The sequence below is a fragment of the Kitasatospora sp. NPDC004531 genome (assembly GCF_053602195.1).
Genome location: NZ_JBSGDD010000029.1, coordinates 1 through 16,647 on the forward strand (window position 1 = coordinate 1; position 16,647 = coordinate 16,647).

The window sequence follows — 16,647 nt, forward strand, 5'->3', positions numbered from 1 at the left end:
GTTCCCACTCGGCATCCGTGAGATCTCCCCGCCCCATACCCGAACCAACGAGCAAGGCAGGTGACAGTCACATGATCGACCGGACAAGTCCTAGGACCCGTCCGGCACCCGCACCTCGAACGCGCCGCCCGCCACCCGGGCGCGCAGCTCCTCGCCGCCGGCGACCTGCCCCGGATCCGTCACCACCGTGCCGTCCGCGCGCTGCAGCACCGCGTACCCGCGCTCCAGGGTGGCCAGCGGCGACAACGCCACCACCCTGGCCAGCGCATGGCCCAGATCGGTCTGCGCGTGGTCCAGCCGGTGCCCCACCACCCGGCGGGCCCGCTCCACCAGCGCCGTCACCTCCGCGCCGCGCGCCGCCACCGCCTCGGTCGGCGCCGCGAGCGCCGGCCGGCTGCGCACCGACGCCAGCCCCGCCGCCTCCCGCTCCACCCGGTGCACCACGTGCCGCCGCGCCCGGTCCCGCAACTGCCGCACCCGGGCCAGCTCCTCGCCGACGTCCGGCACCACCCGCTTCGCCGCGTCGGTCGGCGTGGACGCCCGCAGGTCCGCGACGAAGTCCAGCAGCGGCTGGTCCGGCTCGTGCCCGATCGCACTCACCACCGGCGTCCGGGCCGCCGCCACCGTCCGCACCAACTCCTCGTCGGAGAACGGCAGCAGGTCCTCCACGCTGCCGCCGCCGCGCGCCACCACGATCACCTCGACCTCCGGCCGGGCGTCCAACTCCCGTACCGCCGCGCACACTTGCGCCACCGCCTGCGGGCCCTGCACCAGCACGTTCCGCACCTCGAACCGCACCGCCGGCCACCGCCGCCGGGCGTTCTCCAGCACGTCCCGCTCCGCCGCCGACCCGCGGCCCGTGACCAGCCCCACGCACCCCGGCAGGAACGGCAGCGGCTTCTTCCGGGCGTCCTCGAACAGCCCCTCCGCGAACAGCTTCCGCTTCAACTGCTCCAGCCGGGCCAGCAGTTCGCCCAACCCCACGAGCCGGATCTCGGACGCCCGCAACGAGAGCGTGCCGCGCGCCGTGTACCACTCCGGCTTCGCCAGCACGATCACCCGCGAGCCCTCCTGCACGGCCTCCGCGACCCGCTCGAACACCGACCGGAAGCACGTCACCGTCAACGAGACGTCCCGATCGGGGTCGCGCAGCGTCAGGAACACCATCCCCGCCCCCGGCCGCCGCGACAGCTGCGCGATCTGCCCCTCCACCCACACCTCGCCCAACCGATCGACCCACCCGCCGATCAGCGCCGAGACCTTCCCCACGGGCAGGGGCGCTTCCGGACTGCTCGCATTAGCCATCCTCAGAGGCTATGCGAACACGGGGACAGGGAACGGTGATCGCGACCTCACGGACGCGGCCCGCGCTCCCCGCGCCCCTCCACGAGCAGAATCAGCAACCCCACCGCCAACCAGACCCCGCCCACCACCAGCGCCGTGTGCGAAGCCTCCACCAGCACCGCCACGATCACCGCGACCCCCAGCATCGGCACCACCCCGTGCCGCAGCCAGTCCCGCGAGCCGCCGCGCACCACGTACCAGCCGACCACCGAGGCGTGCAGCAGCACGAACGCGGTGAGCGCGCCGACGTTGACCACCGAGGTGAGCTGGTCGAGCCCGTCGTCACGGCGGGCGGCCCAGACCGCCGCCACCAGCGTGATGACCGCGGCCGTCAGCAGGGCGCGCCGCGGGACGGACGACCGCGCCTCGACCACGCCCAGCAGCCGCGGCAGCCGCCCCTCCCGTCCCATCGCGAACACCAGCCGCCCGGCCGCCGCCTGCCCGGCCAGCGCCGCGAACGCCGCACCGATCGCCTTGGACGCCGCGATCAGCACGTGCAGCCAGTGCCCGACGGCGGCCTCGACGGTGTCGTAGAACGCAGTCCCCTGCGCCTTGGGGTCGGCGGCCAGCTCGGCGGGCGTCGTCGGCTCCAGCACCGCCGCCAGGTAGGTCTGCGCGACGAACAGCAGACCGGCCACCGCCAGGCACCACAGCACCGCCCGGGCGACGGCCGCCGACGCGCCGACCGCCTCCTCCACGAAGGTGGCGATCGCGTCGAAGCCGAGGAAGGACAGCACCGCCACGGACACCGCCGCCAGCACCGCCGTCAACGAGAACCCGCCGATTCCCCCGAACGGCGTACCCCAGCCCCGGGCCGCGCCGTGCAGCGCGAGCTCCACCGAGGCGGCCACCACGAACACCGCCAGCACCAGGATCTCCATGGCCAGGACCGCGAACCCGACCACCGCCGCCGTCCGCACCCCGATCAGGTTGAGCGCGGTGGTGACCACCACCGCCAGCACCGTCCACACCCACCGCGAGACGTCCGGGACGAGGGAGTTGAGCGCGATGCCGGAGAACAGGTACGCGACCGCGGGGATCAGCAGGTAGTCCAGCATCGCCATCCACCCGGCGACGAACCCCGGCCCCTCGCCCAGCCCCGCCCGCGCGTACGCGAACACCGAGCCGGTCCGGGGCACCGCCTTCACCATCTCGGCGTACGACACGGCGGTGAACCCCATCGCCGCGGTGGCCACCAGGTAGACGGCGGCCACCGCGCCGTGGCTCTTCGCGTCCAGCACGCCGAACACGCCGACCGGCGCCATCGGGGCGATGAACAGCAGCCCGTACACCATCAGATCGCGCACCCCGAGGGTGCGCCGCAGTTCCGTCGCCCGCGCCTGTGTGCTCACCCTCGCCATTCCACCCGCCGGGCCCGCCCCGCGAGTGCCGACGCGCGTCCACGTGCACGCGACTCGCCCGTACGATGGAGCCATGTCCACCACTGCTCAGCGCCGTGTCCTGCTCGCCGCCCCCCGTGGCTACTGCGCGGGTGTCGACCGCGCCGTGATCGCCGTGGAGAAGGCCCTGGAGCAGTACGGGGCGCCCATCTACGTCCGCAAGCAGATCGTCCACAACAAGTACGTCGTGCAGACCCTGGAGAAGCAGGGCGCGATCTTCGTCGACGAGACGGAGGAGGTGCCCGAGGGCGCGATCGTGGTGTTCTCCGCGCACGGCGTCGCCCCGTCGGTGCACGACGAGGCCGAGGCCGGCAAGCTCGCCACCATCGACGCGACCTGCCCGCTGGTTACCAAGGTCCACAAGGAGGCCCGCCGGTTCGCCGACGAGGACTACGACATCCTGCTGATCGGCCACGAGGGCCACGAGGAGGTCGTCGGCACCATGGGCGAGGCCCCCGACCGGATCCACCTGGTGGACGGTGCCGAGGACGTCGCCAACGTGAAGATCCGCGACGAGTCCAAGCTGGTCTGGCTCTCCCAGACCACCCTCTCCGTGGACGAGACCATGGAGACCGTCGGGGCCCTCAAGGAGCGCTTCCCGCTGCTGGTCTCGCCCCCCAGCGACGACATCTGCTACGCCACCCAGAACCGCCAGGTCGCCGTCAAGCAGCTCGCCCCCGAGGCGGACCTGCTGATCGTGGTCGGCTCCAAGAACTCCTCCAACTCGGTCCGCCTGGTCGAGGTCGGCCTGGAGTACGGCGCCAAGGCCGCCCACCTGGTCGACTTCGCCGACGAGATCGACCTCGGCTGGCTGGAGGGCGTGCGGACGGTCGGCCTGACCAGCGGCGCGTCCGTGCCGGAGATCCTGGTCGACGGCGTGCTGCAGCTGCTCGCCGCACACGGCTTCGAGGACGTGCAGATCGTCAAGACCGCCGAGGAGCACCTCACCTTCTCGCTCCCCAAGGAGCTCCGCCGCGACCTGCGCGCCGAGGCCGCCGGCAAGCTCTGAGCCCCCGTCAGCCCCGCCCGACGCCCGGACTCCCTCTCCCGAGGGGGCCGGGCGTCCGCCGTGCGGGCGGCGACCGTCCGGGAACGGCTGCGCCCGCCCCCGCACGCCCGTACGTTGGTGCGAGAGCAGGCGGGCAGCGGACGCCCCCGGCGGTACGGAAGGCGACGGCAGTGACGACGGTCTTCGGCGTGGACATCGGCGGCTCGGGCATCAAAGGCGCACCGGTCGACCTGGACAGGGGCGTGCTCGCGCAGGAGCGCCACAAGGTGCTCACCCCGCACCCGTCCGGCCCGGACGCGGTGATCGACGCGGTCTGCGAGGTGGTCCGGCACTTCGACCACCACGGGCCGGTCGGCCTGACCTTCCCCGGCGTGGTCGTCGACGGCCACACCCGCACCGCCGCCAACGTCGACAAGGGCTGGATCGGCCTGGACGCCGCCACCCGCTTCACCGAGGCGCTCGGCATGCCCGCCACCGTGGTCAACGACGCCGACGCGGCCGGCCTCGCCGAAGTCACCCACGGCGCCGGCCGGGGCCGCTCCGGCGTGGTCCTGCTGCTCACCTTCGGCACCGGCATCGGCAGCGCACTGTTCTCCGACGGCGTGCTCGTCCCCAACACCGAACTCGGCCACCTCGAAATGCGCGGCAAGGACGCCGAACGCCGCGCCTCCTCCGCCGCCAAGGAGCGCCACGACCTCAGCTGGCCCCAATGGGCCGGCCGGGTCGACGAGTACCTCGACCTGCTCGAGATGCTCTTCTCCCCGCAACTGGTCATCATCGGCGGCGGCGTCAGCCGCAAGCACGAGAAGTTCCTCCCCCTCCTCAAGGACCGCCGCGCCGAGGTCGTCCCCGCCGAACTCCGCAACGACGCCGGCATCGTCGGCGCGGCCATGGCAGCGGGCCGCCAGCCACTGACCGCCGGGCGTTAGCGGCGGGACGTCTGCCTGTTCACCGCTGCCCGCTGCGTACCGGCTCCCCTCGGACGCCGACCACGGGCCGGCCCCGATCCCCTTGCCGCTCCCGCCCCCGTCCCCCCGCCCCCTGCCCCGGCCGCCTGCCGTCGCGTGCCGGGGCTGTCCGGCCGCCCCCTCGTCGCCCCGGCTATCGCGTGCGGTGGCGGCGGCGCTGGGCGATGTAGCGCGCGGTGACGATCACGGCGGCCAGGCCGGTGCCGCCGAACAGCCAGCCCGCGCGCAGCGCCAGGCCGCCGGCCAGTGCCACGATCTGGCCGGTGACGCCGTCCGTGGCGACCGGCTGGAGCAGCACCAGGGCCGCCGCGAAGGCGATCGGCCCGCAGATCGGTGCGGCCGGCAGGTCGGGGTACCGCACCCGCACGGCCAGCTGGAAGCACACCACCAGATAGCCGAGCCCGAACAGCACCCCGAGCCCGCCGAACGCCAGCCGGTCCACCGCCGCGAACGCCAGCGTCCCGACCGCCGCGACCACCCCGGTGCCCACCGCCGTGAGCCGGGTCGGCGGGCCGCCCGCCCGCCGCCGGCGGACCGTCAGCAGCCGGTGCAGCAACCGTTGCAGCACCTGCGCGGCGGGTGGTCCGGTCCGGCCGGCGGAGGCCGTCCGCAACCGGGACTCGGGGGGCCGGCTCTGCCCCGGAACGGCGGCCTCGTCGGCGCCGCGCCCCGGCGCTCGTCTCCTCGGCCCTGGCGGCTGGGTACGGATGCTCTGCTCCACCCGACCAACGTACGGTCCGATCATCGACACCCTGTGTAATGGCTCCCGAGCAATTGGTCCGTGTCCGGCCGGTGCGCGCCCCACCGCGCTGCCTCGGGCTCCCGCACGCCCCGTAGACTGGGGGATCGGCCCGCACCGGGCCACCTCGACGCCCTCCAAGCCACGGGACACCACTCTCCATGTCGCTCACGATCGGAATCGTCGGCCTGCCGAACGTCGGCAAGTCGACCCTGTTCAACGCCCTGACCAAGAACGACGTGCTGGCGGCCAACTACCCGTTCGCCACCATCGAGCCCAACGTGGGCGTCGTCGGCGTCCCGGACCCGCGTCTGGACAAGCTCGCCGAGATCTTCGGCTCGCAGCGCATCCTCCCCGCCACCGTCGACTTCGTGGACATCGCCGGCATCGTCCGCGGCGCCAGCGAGGGCGAGGGCCTGGGCAACAAGTTCCTCGCCAACATCCGCGAGGCCAACGCGATCTGCCAGGTCGTCCGCGCTTTCACCGACCCGGACGTGGTCCACGTGGACGGCAAGGTGTCGCCCAAGGACGACATCGACACCATCCACACCGAGCTGATCCTCGCCGACCTGCAGACCATCGAGAAGGCGCTGCCCCGGCTCCAGAAGGAAGCCCGGCTCAAGAAGGACACCGCCCCCGTCCTCGCCGCCGCCGAGGCCGCCCAGGCCGTCCTCGAAACCGGCAAGACGCTCTTCGAGGCCGGCTTCGACACCACCCTCGTCCGCGACCTCCACCTGATGACCGCGAAGCCGTTCCTCTACGTCTTCAACGTCGACGAGGACGCCCTCTCCGACGAGGACTTCAAGAACGCCCAGCGCGCCCTGGTCGCCCCCGCCGAGGCCATCTTCCTCAACGCCAAGATCGAGTCCGAGCTCATCGAACTCGACGACGACGAGGCCCTCGAACTCCTCCAGTCCATGGGCCAGGACGAGCCCGGCCTCGCCACCCTCGCCCGCGTCGGCTTCGCCACCCTCGGCCTCCAGACCTACCTCACCGCCGGCCCCAAGGAAGCCCGGGCCTGGACCATCAAGCAGGGCGCCACCGCCCCCGAGGCCGCCGGCGTCATCCACACCGACTTCCAGAAGGGCTTCATCAAGGCCGAGGTCACCTCCTTCGACGACCTCGTCGCCACCGGCTCCATCGCCGAGGCCCGCGCCAAGGGCAAGGCCCGCATCGAAGGCAAGGACTACGTCATGCAGGACGGCGACGTGGTGGAGTTCCGCTTCAACGTCTAGAGATGGACGTGGGGCAGAGGGGCCGGATGCGGCAGCGTTCGGCCCCTTGACGTATCTGGGACGAACGTCAACCAGGTTCGAAGGCATCCCGATGTTCGTTGAGATCGTCTTCGCGGGTCGGCCGATCGACCGGGACGAGGTCGAGGAGGCGTTGGAAGCCGCGTTCGACTCCGACGGTGAGATCACGGGCGGTGGTGGCGGGATGGGACGTTGCCATTTCGACCTGGAGATCGAGCCGAGTCTGGACCACGACACGGCTTTGGAGCGGATCCGGAGCGTGTTGGTCGGTCTCGGCGTCGAGAAATGCGCGACGCTCAACGTCGGCGACTGATCAGGCCGCAGCGCGCCCGCCCCAGCGCAAGCCCTTCTCGCTGCGGACGCGGGCGCGCTCCTTGCGCTGGGCAGTCAGGACGTCGGGGTGGCGGGCGTTAGGCGCTGCGCCACCGCAGGCAGGAGGGCAGCGCGCGGGTCTGAACCGTGTGGTTCGGGTGATTCGAGTTCGCCAGCGTGAACTGCCTCCAGCGGTCCGAAATGCGCTTCGATCGGATTCGCCCACGAGGCGTTCGTCGGAGTGAAGCACAGGTGGACGTTGTTGTTCTCGGCCCAGCGGCGGATCTTCTTGCCGTTGTGGGCGGACAGATTGTCCAGAATCACGTAGACCGGGGCGCCGTCCGGGCGGGCGGCGCGGATCGAGCGGAGCGCGGCCAGGGTGTTCGAGTGCCCTTGCGTCGGTGGTTGACGCCCCACAGGGTTCTTCGCCGACCGAAGAGCAGCCGTGGAAGTAGGTCACGCCGTGGGTGCGGTGGTAGGTCGCCGGCAGGCGGTCCGGCCGGCCTTGCTCGGCCCAGCAGCTGCCTGTGGTGGGGCGGATGCCGAGCGGCCCGAACTCGTCGAACGCGAGCGTGCGGTCGGGGAAACGTTCCAGGATGCGCTCGATCCGGTCGAGTTTGGCGTCCCGGTCGGGATCGGTGGACTCCTTCCACGTTTTGGTCCACTGGAAGGTGACGCCTCGTCGGGCGAGAAGGCAGCGCAGGGCCTCGCGGCCGATTCGGATCACCCGACCGTGGACCTTACACAGGTAGGCGAGCAGTTTGCGGATGGACCAGCGGGTGAAGGGCTGTCCGAGCTTGGCAGGTCGGGCGGTGGCCGTCTGGACGACGGAGTCCTCGTCGTCAGGACTGTAACTGCTGGCCTTCCTGGTCGGTCAACCTCCGGACCCTGATCGGCTCCGCCACCGCGCCTCCCCATCGGATTGGATGTCGGCCCACATCCAACTGGTTCAGGCGTCACGACCGCAAACCCGGCGTACGTTGCCGGTCAGAGCACTAGCGAAGGATGCCGGCCGATGTGTCGAGTCGTGTCGCAATTTTCCTGCGCGAGTCCTTGGGGCTGCGCTATTGTTCAGTCAAAGTAATTCTCTACGAGGCGGGGAGCTGCAATGTCTGACGCGATTTCAGGTAACGAGCTGATTCCGATCGAGAGTCAGACGAAGACGATTCAGACTTGCTTCCAGCAGTGCCTGTACGAGGTTCCAAATTTTCAGCGCCCCTATAGTTGGTCGAAGGAACAGCTCGTCGACTTTTGGGATGACGTAATATTGGCCAAGGGTGACTTCTTTTTTGGATCCACTGTGACATGGGTCAGCGAAAAGAGGGATCTTTTCAATGATACGTACTCAATCATTGATGGTCAGCAGAGGCTCACCACGAGTGCAATCCTTCTATCTGTTGTTCGTGATGCGTTCATCGAAGTTGCCGATAAATGTAGAGAGGTCGGCGACTCTTGCGCGGATGCGGCGTTCGGCCAGGCGGATGCTACTCAGAAATATCTTATGGTCAAAGACGATGACGGGAACAGATATCCTGTTCTGCGTCGATCCGAGCCAATGTTCTACGAGGTGATCCAAAATCCAAACGCAATCCCGTCCGGGGTGCGATGGAACGGGAGCGCCGAACAGATTGGCGAGGCGCGGACGTTCTTCGAGGATAAGGTTGTCGCTGCTATCAAGGAGCTATCGCCGAGCGGGCAGATTGAGCATCTCAAGTCCATTCGGTCGAATGCTTTGAAGGCGCGCGTAATTCAAGTTGAGTTGGCGTCCGAGGAAGATGGATTCTTGGTCTTTGAGACGCTGAACACGCGAGGGACTGATCTGCGGCTTTCGGACCTCGTCAAGAATCTCCTTATTCGTGGCGGTGCAACAGAAGGGGAGGATCGTCAAGCGATAGCGGGCCGCTGGGACCGAATCGTTGACCGAATTCAGCAGGATCGGGCGAGTGCAGACGTTGTTGACAGGTTCATCTGGCAGTCATGGAATTCGCGGCGAGAGGCGGTGAAGGAGCCGGAACTGTTTAAGGGGATCAGTCGCATGGTGGGATCTAGCCCGGCTGCACATCTCTCCTACCTCGCGGAACTTGAGGGTGATGCGGAAACGTACGTCCAGCTGGAGGACGAGAACGTTCAGGTCCAGGGTAGGGTCGCTGGTGAGCGCAATGCCTTCGCGGTCCCGGAATTCGTTGACAGTGTGCGTGCACTGGCCATTTTCAACGTCTCAGTGGCCAACTCGACCATCCTTGCTGTGGCGCGTAAGTTCCGAGAAACAAAACTGATCAAGCAGTCGCAGGCCGTCGAGGTTCTCCGATTGCTTGAATCCTTCCACTTTCAGTACACCGCTTTGACTAACAGCGGTTCGACAGGCGGCACGCGAGCCCGATACAATCGCTTCGCAGTCCGCTTGGAGAATGCTACCTCTGCTCGTGACGTCGCAGTGGCTATTGAGGACTTGAGGGTGAAGCTTCGAGCCAGCTTGCCGGACCGCGCGAGGGCTCACCAGGCTTTTTGCTCCCTTTTCTATGCGCCATCGCTTCAATTGAATCAGGCGCAGAAGCCCCGATCTCGCAAGACCTTTATCGCCTACGTTCTGATGTCGTTTGCGAAGTTGGAGAACTTGCTGCCGGCAGGTCAGAATCTTTCTACATGGTCGATCGAGCATGTGAAGGCACAGTCGAAGGCCTCGGCAAATTATCGCGACCCAGTCTACTCGGTGGGTAACCTTACCCTTTTGACTGGAAAGCTTAACAATGCCCTGGGGGATGCTCCATTCGCAGCCAAAGTGAAGGCGCTGAAGAAAGGGAGGGCATTTTTCGACCCCCAGCTCCTGGCATGGAGTGAGAGCGGGACCGAATCGCCCTCGGATGATCAAATTCGGTCGAGAGCACGCTATCTGGCAGATGATGCGTTGGATCGGGTCTGGAGCCTGTAAGTCAGGAGCGGGTGATCGTCTGACCTCGTCAATCTGAATTGCTCTCTTAGAGTGCGGATATCAGGAAGTGCCCACCCCTTCAGAGCAGACACTTCGGCTGACACGAGCCACTCGCGGGGGCTCCGGGGTTGTGGCTCCCGGGGTCCCTCGAGATCAGACAGTCGCGAGGGCAGTGAGTTGGCCGGTGAGCTCGCGCAGCTTCTCGCGGGTTTCGGGGTCGGTCGAGTACACCACGGTGCCGATCATCCCTCGTGTCAGCAGAACCTTGTAGGTGTTGCGGATCAGCCGGTCCACATCTGCGTCCGGTGTCGTGGACTTGAAGGCCGGGTCCCTGGACGCAGTGCGGTCGGTGACCCAGCGATTGCCGCGCCACAGCAGGTCAGGGCCGAGGATAACGCCGCTCCAGTCGTACTCGAACCCTTGGGCCGTGTAGACACAGCCGACCTGGCCGAACCCCGCTGGGTCGGTCGCCCAGAGAGCCGCGGGCGGGGCACCGGCGACCGACCGCTCGCCGAAGACGTTCCAGGGCCGTTCCCAGTCGCCGATGACGACATCTGCGGGCAGCGTCTGCCCTGCTGGCACCTTCTTCGTCCACTTCCAGCAGTAGCCGGCAGACATTCGCGCGCTGTGGCCCTGCGCGCGCTTCGTATCCAGGAAAGCCTCCATCTCCTGCGGGGAGGAGGTGTGGACGAGCTGCATCCTGCTGTCCGGCTCCCAGATCTCCGGCCCGCCCGGCTCGAGGCCCAACAGCCTTACTACCCAGCGGAGGTAGGCGTCGCTCCCGCCGCAGCGGAACTGGCTGCCGAGGGGAACCACCCGGCAGCCGAGCCCTTTCGCGGCTGCAACGGCCTGGATCTCTGTGACCGTGCCCATTTCGCCAGGACGGACCACCTGATGCTCGTCGAGCAGGAACACTGGCACCCGCGCGGCGTCGATGAGCTCCTCGATCTGGGCCTTGCCCGACCGGCTGGCCGCAGGTGTGTAGCGATTGGCCGACGTCTGCCGCATGCGATGAGCCTCATCGCAGAGCAGGACATCGAGGCCATTGCGTTCAGCGGTCATGAAGCTGTTGAAGTACTTGAAGAGGTCCTGTACTTCGCGTTTCCGTGCGCCGGCGACTTTCCGCATGGTGGTGGTGAAGGAGTTGGAGCCGGTGGCGTGCAGCGCGGCAAGGCCCTGTCGGTAGCACTCGCCAAGGAGTGACAGTGCGATAACGCTCTTGCCGGTACCCGGCCCGCCGGTGACGACCACGATCTCCTTGAGGTCGGCCTGGCGGGCACGGCGGACCGCGTTGAGTACCGTACGGTATGCAACCTTCTGCTCGTCCAACAGCACGAACTGCTCGCGCTCACGTACCTCCGTCGCGGCCACGGCCATCAACTGCTTGGATGGTCCGATCTTTCCGGCAAGGAGCTCGTCCGCTGCTGCTGCGCCGGAGGCAGACCCTAGCCTTGCGCGGAGGAAGTCCATGAACTCGCCGCGTTGCGCGAGGGTGAAGAGTGTGCCGAACCGGTCCTGGTCGGTTTCGTAGAGGCCCCCTGCTCCTGGGTCGGAGGCGTTGTGCAGGTATGCGACCCCATGGAGGCGATGTGGGTGCTCCGCTAGTACCGAGTTGAAGGAGACCAGGTACTCGCAGTAGCCGCGGACCTGATCGATTGGGTGAAGGACCGGTCGGGTGTAGCCGTCGACCCAGCATAGTGAGGGATCCTCGTCATCCGGTTCGGCGTTGCGCCATTGCTTGAGTTCCACGACCACGTACGACGGCAGGCCGGTCTCGGGATGGGCACCAACGAGAACAGCGTCGGCCCGCTTGCTGTTCAAAGGGAGCCCGTACTCCAGGAGTACCTCCACCTGGCCGAGGCCGGCATCGTTGAGTACACCGGCGAGCATCGGGATGCTCTGCTTCCATGAGCGGGCCTCGGATGGACTGGGGCGGTGGCCATGGACCCGAACGAACTGCTCCGTGAGGCGAAAGAACAGGCCACCGGACAGACACTCGGCGGCAACCGTGGCAGCAGAGTCGCGGAACAGCAAGAGAAGCCCCCCAGGCAGCACGAAGGAACTCGCGCGGGTGGGGGCATGTCCTTCGTGACTCCACAAGGGGTGGAGCGGAAGCCCGGCGGTCCGCAGCTATGACGGGAGCAAGATTACCGTTGGCGCTCGCGATAGGCAGGGGGTAGCTGCGCTCCCTCGGGGGTGAGCGGCTGAGATCGGGAGCCACTGACGTTCTGCCTTCCGATGGCGCCTGTGATGAGCCTCCGCAGGGCACTCTGGGTCTCCGGATCGACCGCGTAGACGATGGTGCCGGCGACGCCTCGAGTGAGAAGCACGTGGTAGGCGTTGCGGATGCACCGGTCCACGACTCGGTCCTCGATCCCGTGGTGGAAAGCGGGGTCTTTGGAGGCGCTCCGATTGACAACGAACTTTCCGTCACGGAACAGGAGATCGGAGCCGATAATGACGCCGTTCCAGTCGTATTCGAAGGTCTGGGCCGTGTAGACACAGCCGATCTGGGCGATGCCTCGCGGGTCGGTCGCCCACAGGGACGACGGTGGTGCGTCCGGTACATGGTGCGTGGGCTTCACGTTCCAGGGTCGGTGCCAGTCTCCGATGCGCACGTCGGCGATGAGCCGGTTCTGCTTCGGGTTGCTCCACTTCCAGCAGAAGCCTGCGGTGATGCGTGAGGTGAACCCTTGTTGTCCGCACACTTTGATGAACTCTTCCAGGTCCTCAGGGGAGTCCGCGATCGTCAGCGCCGTCCGACCGTCCGGGTGCCAGACAGTTGGATCGGAGGAGGTGCCCAGTGCCAAGAGCTGTTGGACCCAGCTCTGGTACCGCTTGCTGCCACCTGCGCGGAACGTTCCATCGAGGTCGTGCACCTGGACATGGTGGCCGAGGCCCTCGGCGAGTTCCTTGAGGTAGTCGGCGGTGCCGACCTCGTCAGGCCGGATCGACTGGTGGTCGTCGAGCAGGAAAACCGGAACTCGTGCCGCATTCAGCAGTTCGGTCGCCTGTGGCCGGTCGTCGTCGCGGAGTTCCCTCGGAGTGTTGCGATGGGTGGAGCTGCGCCGCATTCGATGCGCTTCATCACAGATCAGGATGCCAATGCTGTCGGGCGCACTTCTGGTGAAGCTATTGAAGTACTGGTAAAGCTTCTTGGCTGAATTCCTTTTGTCCGACGTCTGGCCCTGTCGCGCTGCACCGATCATGATTTCGCGGAGCGTCTCGGTGTACGCGCGGGATCCGCTTGCGAGCACCGCCTCGTGGTTTTCACGGCCTAGCAACCGCTGCAGTTCGAGGGCCACGGCGCTCTTTCCGCTGCCCGGACCTCCTCGCAGAATGAAGACGCGTTTGCATTCCGGAGTGCTGCTGACAGGCCCACGGACGCTGTTGGGACTTTCGAACAGACCCACATCGAGTGCACCGTGCGGGTCGGCCCGCTCCAATCGTCGGACGATCAGGTCGGTTGCAAGGTGCTGTTCGTCGAGGAGAGTCAGGCCGCCTCCGACCACCGACCGCTGGCGTGCCAGGTCGGTCACCTTCAACAGCGGACTGTGAAGAGAACCCTCCAGGGCTTTTGCGGCACGGAATCCGGAGGCGGCGGAGAACCTCGACGTGAGAACCCGATGAAATCGGTGTAGATCGTCGAGGGTGTAGAGGGCTCCGTAAGGACTCTCTGGCAGGTTGAACAGTGCCTCGACGTCCGCGTCGCGCGCATTGTGCAGGAACGCGACCCCCCTCAGGCTGCCTTCGTTCTCCTGGAGGTGGGAGATGTAGCGCACCATGTACTTGCAATAGCGCTGGATCTGGCGTACCGGGTGGAGCTTATTCCTGTTCCTGCCATCATCGAACCCGAGATCCACTGCGATTGGACACCGAGGGTCGACGACGGCGCGCCGGGCCTGCTTCAACTCGACCGCGAGATAGGAGTCTCCGCCGGTTCCAGGATGCTGGCCGCACAGCACCAGGTCGACCGCCGAGCTGGTATGAGGCAGAGCCACCTCGATCTGCACTACGACCTGGCTCAGCCCACAGTCCAACAAGGCCTTGACCACGACAGGAATGCTGTTGTTCCAGGCGTTGATGTCACCAGGTCCCGCCTGTCTCCCATAGGACTCGGCGTGCAGGTCGATCAGCTGCTCGGTGAGCGGAAGCCTCGCCGAGCCCGGTGATTCAACGATGAGTAGACCGAGTTCGGCTGCCGAAAGCTGCAGAAGCACAAAACCCCCAGGCACGAGACAACTCGTGCGGGTGGGGGCATGTCCTTCGTGGCTCCGTCGGGCGGAGTGGAAGCCCGGCGGGCCGCAATGACGATCGAAGACTAACCTGTGCGCGGATCTTATAAGGGCGGGTCCCGAGGGACCCGCCCGGTGCCCGGGCTCAGCCGAGGCGATGCACCGCGATCAACACCAGCGCCCACAACAGGTTCGAGCCGATGCTCGCCGCGATGCCCACCAGGACATCACGGATCCAACTGCGGTGCTTGTGCATGTACTCGACGATTGCCATGGGGGAGCTTCCCTTCGGTGGACCGATGGCGGATGCCGGATGGCTCCCACCGGGAACGAACCGAGGCAGCGCCATCGAATCGAAAGTCAACTCCTCCACAGTGGTGCGTCGCGGTCACCTCTGGAGGTAACGCGGTGCGAGTTGAACGCTAGCCCACCGCGAGGGTCATGCGACAGCGATTTGCTGGCTGGCAGCGCCATTTCCGATCATCCGCCAGAGGCGTAGACAGTGTCTGCGGGGTGCTGATAGACAGTGTCTATGGACGATGAGCGGGCCTCCTTGCGTGAGCGGCTGGTGGATGCCGGGGTGGAGTTGGTGCTGGCGGAGGGGTCGGGGGCGGTGGGGTTGCGGGAGATTGCGCGGCGGGCGGGGGTGTCGCACGGGGCGCCGCGGCGGTATTTCGGGACGCACCGGGAGTTGTTGTCGGCGGTGGCGCGGCGGGGGTTCGAGGAGTTGGGGCGGCGGTTCGCGGGGGTGCGGGGGGACGGGGCGCGGGGGCGCTTGGAGGGGGCGGCGCGGGAGTATCTGGCGTTCGCGGCGGAGCGGCGGGGGATGTACGAGCTGATGTTCCGTCACGACCTGCTGAGCAGCGACGGGCAGCAGGCGGACGGGCCGAGGCTGCGGGAGGCGTCGGGGCCGCTGTTCGGGGGGATGGCGGGGCTGGTCGCGGAGTGCACGGGGGACGCGGAGCGGGCGCCGGTGGTCGCCGCCGCGCTGTGGGCGAACCTGCACGGGCTGGCGCAGTTGCAGGGGTGGGGGAGTGTCGAGTTGATGCTGGGCGCGGGGCGGGAGGACGCGCTGCTGGAGGCGGTCCTGACGGCGCACCTGGGGGCGCGGTGAGCCGGCTCGCGCTGCCGGTGAGCGTCGGGGCCGCGATGCTGGTGGCCCTGGACGGCACGGTGCTGCTGATCGCGCAGCCCAGCATGCGGCGCGAACTCGGCGCGAGCGCCGCCCAGTTGCAGTGGACCAGCACCGGCTACCTGGTCGCCGTCGCGGCCCTGCTGGTGCTGGCCGGCCGGATCGGCGACCGTTACGGGCACCGGCCGACCCTGCTGGCGGGCGTGCTGGGGTTCGGCGCGGCATCGGCGGGCATCGCGGCGGCCCCCACCGTCGGCTGGGTGATCGGACTGCGGGTCGCCCAGGGCGCGTTCGGCGCGCTGCTGCAGCCGGGGACGCTCGCGCTGCTGCGGCTGTGCTGCCCGCCCGAGCGGCTCGGCCGGGCGATCGCCGTGCGCACGGGCGCGATCGCGCTGGCGGCCGCCGCGGGCCCGCTGCTCGGGGGCGTGCTGGTGGAGCGGTTCGGCTGGCGGGCGGTGTTCTGGATCAACCTGCCGGTCGCCGTGCTGATCGCCGCCATGACGCTCGCCCTGCGGCCCCCGGAGGTCGAACGGGACCGCCGACGGCTCGACCTGGCAGGCGCGGCCCTGCTCGCCGCCGCGCTCGCCGTCCTGGTGCACGCCCTCGCCGAAGTACCCGGCCGGGGCTGGTCCGCCACCGGCACGCTCCTCGAACTCGCCGTCACCGCAGTCCTGTTGGCGGCGCTGGTCGGCCACGAGCGGCGCGCCCCCGAGCCGGTGGTGCCGCGTCCGGTGGCGAGGTCGCGTCCGGTGGTCGGCTCGTTGGCGCTGCTGCTGGTCTCCTCCGCCGGACTGTTCGGGACCCTGTTCAGCACCACCTTCCGGCTCCAGGACGCCCTGCGCCTCGATCCGCTGGACACCGCGCTGCGGATGCTGCCGCTGACCGCGCTGATGGTGCTGGGCGCCCCGGCCGCCGTGCGGGCGCTGCGCCGGCACGGTCCGCGCTGGACCGCGACGGCCGGAACTCTCCTTCTGGTGACGGGAGTTGTCGTGCTGGCGGGGCCGGGCGGCGGCGGGTCGGTGCCCGTCGTGACGGCGGTGGCCGCCGCGCTGCTGGGCACCGGGTTCGCGGTGGTGATGGTGACGGCCACCGGCAGCGTGGTCGGCGACGCCCCGCCGGGCCACGCGGGCACGGTCGGCGGCCTGAAGCAGACCGCGATGAACGTCGGCCCGACCCTGGGCATCGCCACCGCCTCCGGCGTCGGCCCGCACGGCGCACTCCCCGCCCTGGCCGCCCTGGCGGCGCTCGGCCTGCTCCCGGCCCTCGCGCTGCCCGGCCTGCGACACGCGCCGCACCGGGAAGCCGCTGTCGCCGACGGGTGAGGCC

The 16,647-nt window shown here is 68.3% G+C and carries 13 protein-coding genes and 1 pseudogene; 7 read left to right on the plus strand and 7 right to left on the minus strand.

Annotated elements, in window-relative coordinates:
- Window positions 1–90: 90 nt before the first annotated feature.
- Window positions 91–1,305 (minus strand): exodeoxyribonuclease VII large subunit, encoded by a 1,215-nt coding sequence (xseA, locus tag ACWEMJ_RS14710; RefSeq protein WP_452137397.1) that lies wholly within the window; start codon window positions 1,303–1,305, stop codon window positions 91–93.
- A 47-nt stretch (window positions 1,306–1,352) separates the two neighbouring features.
- Entirely contained in the window at window positions 1,353–2,705 is a 1,353-nt protein-coding gene (locus tag ACWEMJ_RS14715; RefSeq protein WP_452137398.1) for an APC family permease, read from the minus strand.
- A 73-nt stretch (window positions 2,706–2,778) separates the two neighbouring features.
- Here ACWEMJ_RS14715 and ACWEMJ_RS14720 point away from each other — a divergent pair, with 73 nt between their 5' ends.
- Complete coding sequence (locus ACWEMJ_RS14720; RefSeq protein ID WP_452137399.1) at window positions 2,779–3,753, plus strand: 4-hydroxy-3-methylbut-2-enyl diphosphate reductase; 975 nt, start codon at window positions 2,779–2,781, stop codon at window positions 3,751–3,753.
- Window positions 3,754–3,923: 170 nt separating this feature from the next.
- The gene (ppgK, locus tag ACWEMJ_RS14725) at window positions 3,924–4,682 is read left to right on the plus strand and encodes a polyphosphate--glucose phosphotransferase (RefSeq protein WP_452137400.1); all 759 of its coding nucleotides are present in this window, start codon (window positions 3,924–3,926) and stop codon (window positions 4,680–4,682) included.
- A 172-nt stretch (window positions 4,683–4,854) separates the two neighbouring features.
- Here ppgK and ACWEMJ_RS14730 read toward each other — a convergent pair whose 3' ends face one another.
- Complete coding sequence (locus ACWEMJ_RS14730; protein ID WP_452137401.1) at window positions 4,855–5,289, minus strand: DUF6542 domain-containing protein; 435 nt, start codon at window positions 5,287–5,289, stop codon at window positions 4,855–4,857.
- Window positions 5,290–5,621: 332 nt separating this feature from the next.
- Here ACWEMJ_RS14730 and ychF point away from each other — a divergent pair, with 332 nt between their 5' ends.
- Window positions 5,622–6,695, plus strand: a complete 1,074-nt coding sequence (gene ychF, locus ACWEMJ_RS14735) for a redox-regulated ATPase YchF (protein ID WP_452137402.1) — start codon at window positions 5,622–5,624, stop codon at window positions 6,693–6,695.
- 91 nt (window positions 6,696–6,786) lie between these two features.
- Window positions 6,787–7,026 carry a hypothetical protein gene (locus ACWEMJ_RS14740; protein WP_452137403.1) on the plus strand — a complete coding sequence of 80 codons (240 nt, stop codon included), beginning with the start codon at window positions 6,787–6,789 and terminating at the stop codon, window positions 7,024–7,026.
- Here the strand turns inward: ACWEMJ_RS14740 and ACWEMJ_RS14745 are convergent.
- Window positions 7,027–7,875: pseudogene (locus ACWEMJ_RS14745) on the minus strand (IS630 family transposase); the annotation flags it as partial. It abuts the gene before it with no gap.
- 258 nt (window positions 7,876–8,133) lie between these two features.
- On the opposite strand from ACWEMJ_RS14745, the gene ACWEMJ_RS14750 reads away from it, so the two are divergent.
- Window positions 8,134–9,954, plus strand: a complete 1,821-nt coding sequence (locus ACWEMJ_RS14750; protein ID WP_452137404.1) for a DUF262 domain-containing protein — start codon at window positions 8,134–8,136, stop codon at window positions 9,952–9,954.
- A 153-nt stretch (window positions 9,955–10,107) separates the two neighbouring features.
- Here the strand turns inward: ACWEMJ_RS14750 and ACWEMJ_RS14755 are convergent, their stop codons facing one another.
- The 3 genes from ACWEMJ_RS14755 to ACWEMJ_RS14765 all read right to left on the minus strand — a co-directional run bounded on the left by ACWEMJ_RS14755 (window position 10,108) and on the right by ACWEMJ_RS14765 (window position 14,463).
- Complete coding sequence (locus ACWEMJ_RS14755) at window positions 10,108–11,988, minus strand: DNA/RNA helicase domain-containing protein (protein ID WP_452137405.1); 1,881 nt, start codon at window positions 11,986–11,988, stop codon at window positions 10,108–10,110.
- 113 nt (window positions 11,989–12,101) lie between these two features.
- A complete protein-coding gene (locus tag ACWEMJ_RS14760; protein ID WP_452137406.1) occupies window positions 12,102–14,174 on the minus strand; it encodes a DNA/RNA helicase domain-containing protein in 2,073 nt (690 codons plus the stop codon).
- A 160-nt stretch (window positions 14,175–14,334) separates the two neighbouring features.
- The gene (locus ACWEMJ_RS14765; protein WP_452137407.1) at window positions 14,335–14,463 is read right to left on the minus strand and encodes a DUF6408 family protein; all 129 of its coding nucleotides are present in this window, start codon (window positions 14,461–14,463) and stop codon (window positions 14,335–14,337) included.
- Window positions 14,464–14,721: 258 nt separating this feature from the next.
- Between ACWEMJ_RS14765 and ACWEMJ_RS14770 the strand changes: the two genes are divergently transcribed.
- Together ACWEMJ_RS14770 and ACWEMJ_RS14775 are read left to right on the plus strand one after the other, a co-directional pair.
- Window positions 14,722–15,303 (plus strand): TetR/AcrR family transcriptional regulator, encoded by a 582-nt coding sequence (locus ACWEMJ_RS14770; RefSeq protein WP_452137408.1) that lies wholly within the window; start codon window positions 14,722–14,724, stop codon window positions 15,301–15,303.
- Window positions 15,300–16,643, plus strand: a complete 1,344-nt coding sequence (locus ACWEMJ_RS14775; protein ID WP_452137409.1) for an MFS transporter — start codon at window positions 15,300–15,302, stop codon at window positions 16,641–16,643. The genes ACWEMJ_RS14770 and ACWEMJ_RS14775 overlap by 4 nt, the downstream gene beginning before the upstream one ends.
- The last annotated feature ends 4 nt before the right edge of the window (window positions 16,644–16,647 follow it).

Bases quoted from the DNA above. Each gene is read 5' to 3' on its own strand.
- ACWEMJ_RS14720 (WP_452137399.1), top strand. From the start codon at position 2,779: ATGTCCACCACTGCTCAGCGCCGTGTCCTGCTCGCCGCCCCCCGTGGC.
- ACWEMJ_RS14765 (WP_452137407.1), bottom strand. From the start codon at position 14,463: ATGGCAATCGTCGAGTACATGCACAAGCACCGCAGTTGGATCCGTGAT.
- ACWEMJ_RS14750 (WP_452137404.1), top strand. From the start codon at position 8,134: ATGTCTGACGCGATTTCAGGTAACGAGCTGATTCCGATCGAGAGTCAG.
- ACWEMJ_RS14740 (WP_452137403.1), top strand. From the start codon at position 6,787: ATGTTCGTTGAGATCGTCTTCGCGGGTCGGCCGATCGACCGGGACGAG.
- ACWEMJ_RS14715 (WP_452137398.1), bottom strand. From the start codon at position 2,705: ATGGCGAGGGTGAGCACACAGGCGCGGGCGACGGAACTGCGGCGCACC.
- xseA (WP_452137397.1), bottom strand. From the start codon at position 1,305: ATGGCTAATGCGAGCAGTCCGGAAGCGCCCCTGCCCGTGGGGAAGGTC.
- ychF (WP_452137402.1), top strand. From the start codon at position 5,622: ATGTCGCTCACGATCGGAATCGTCGGCCTGCCGAACGTCGGCAAGTCG.
- ACWEMJ_RS14770 (WP_452137408.1), top strand. From the start codon at position 14,722: ATGGACGATGAGCGGGCCTCCTTGCGTGAGCGGCTGGTGGATGCCGGG.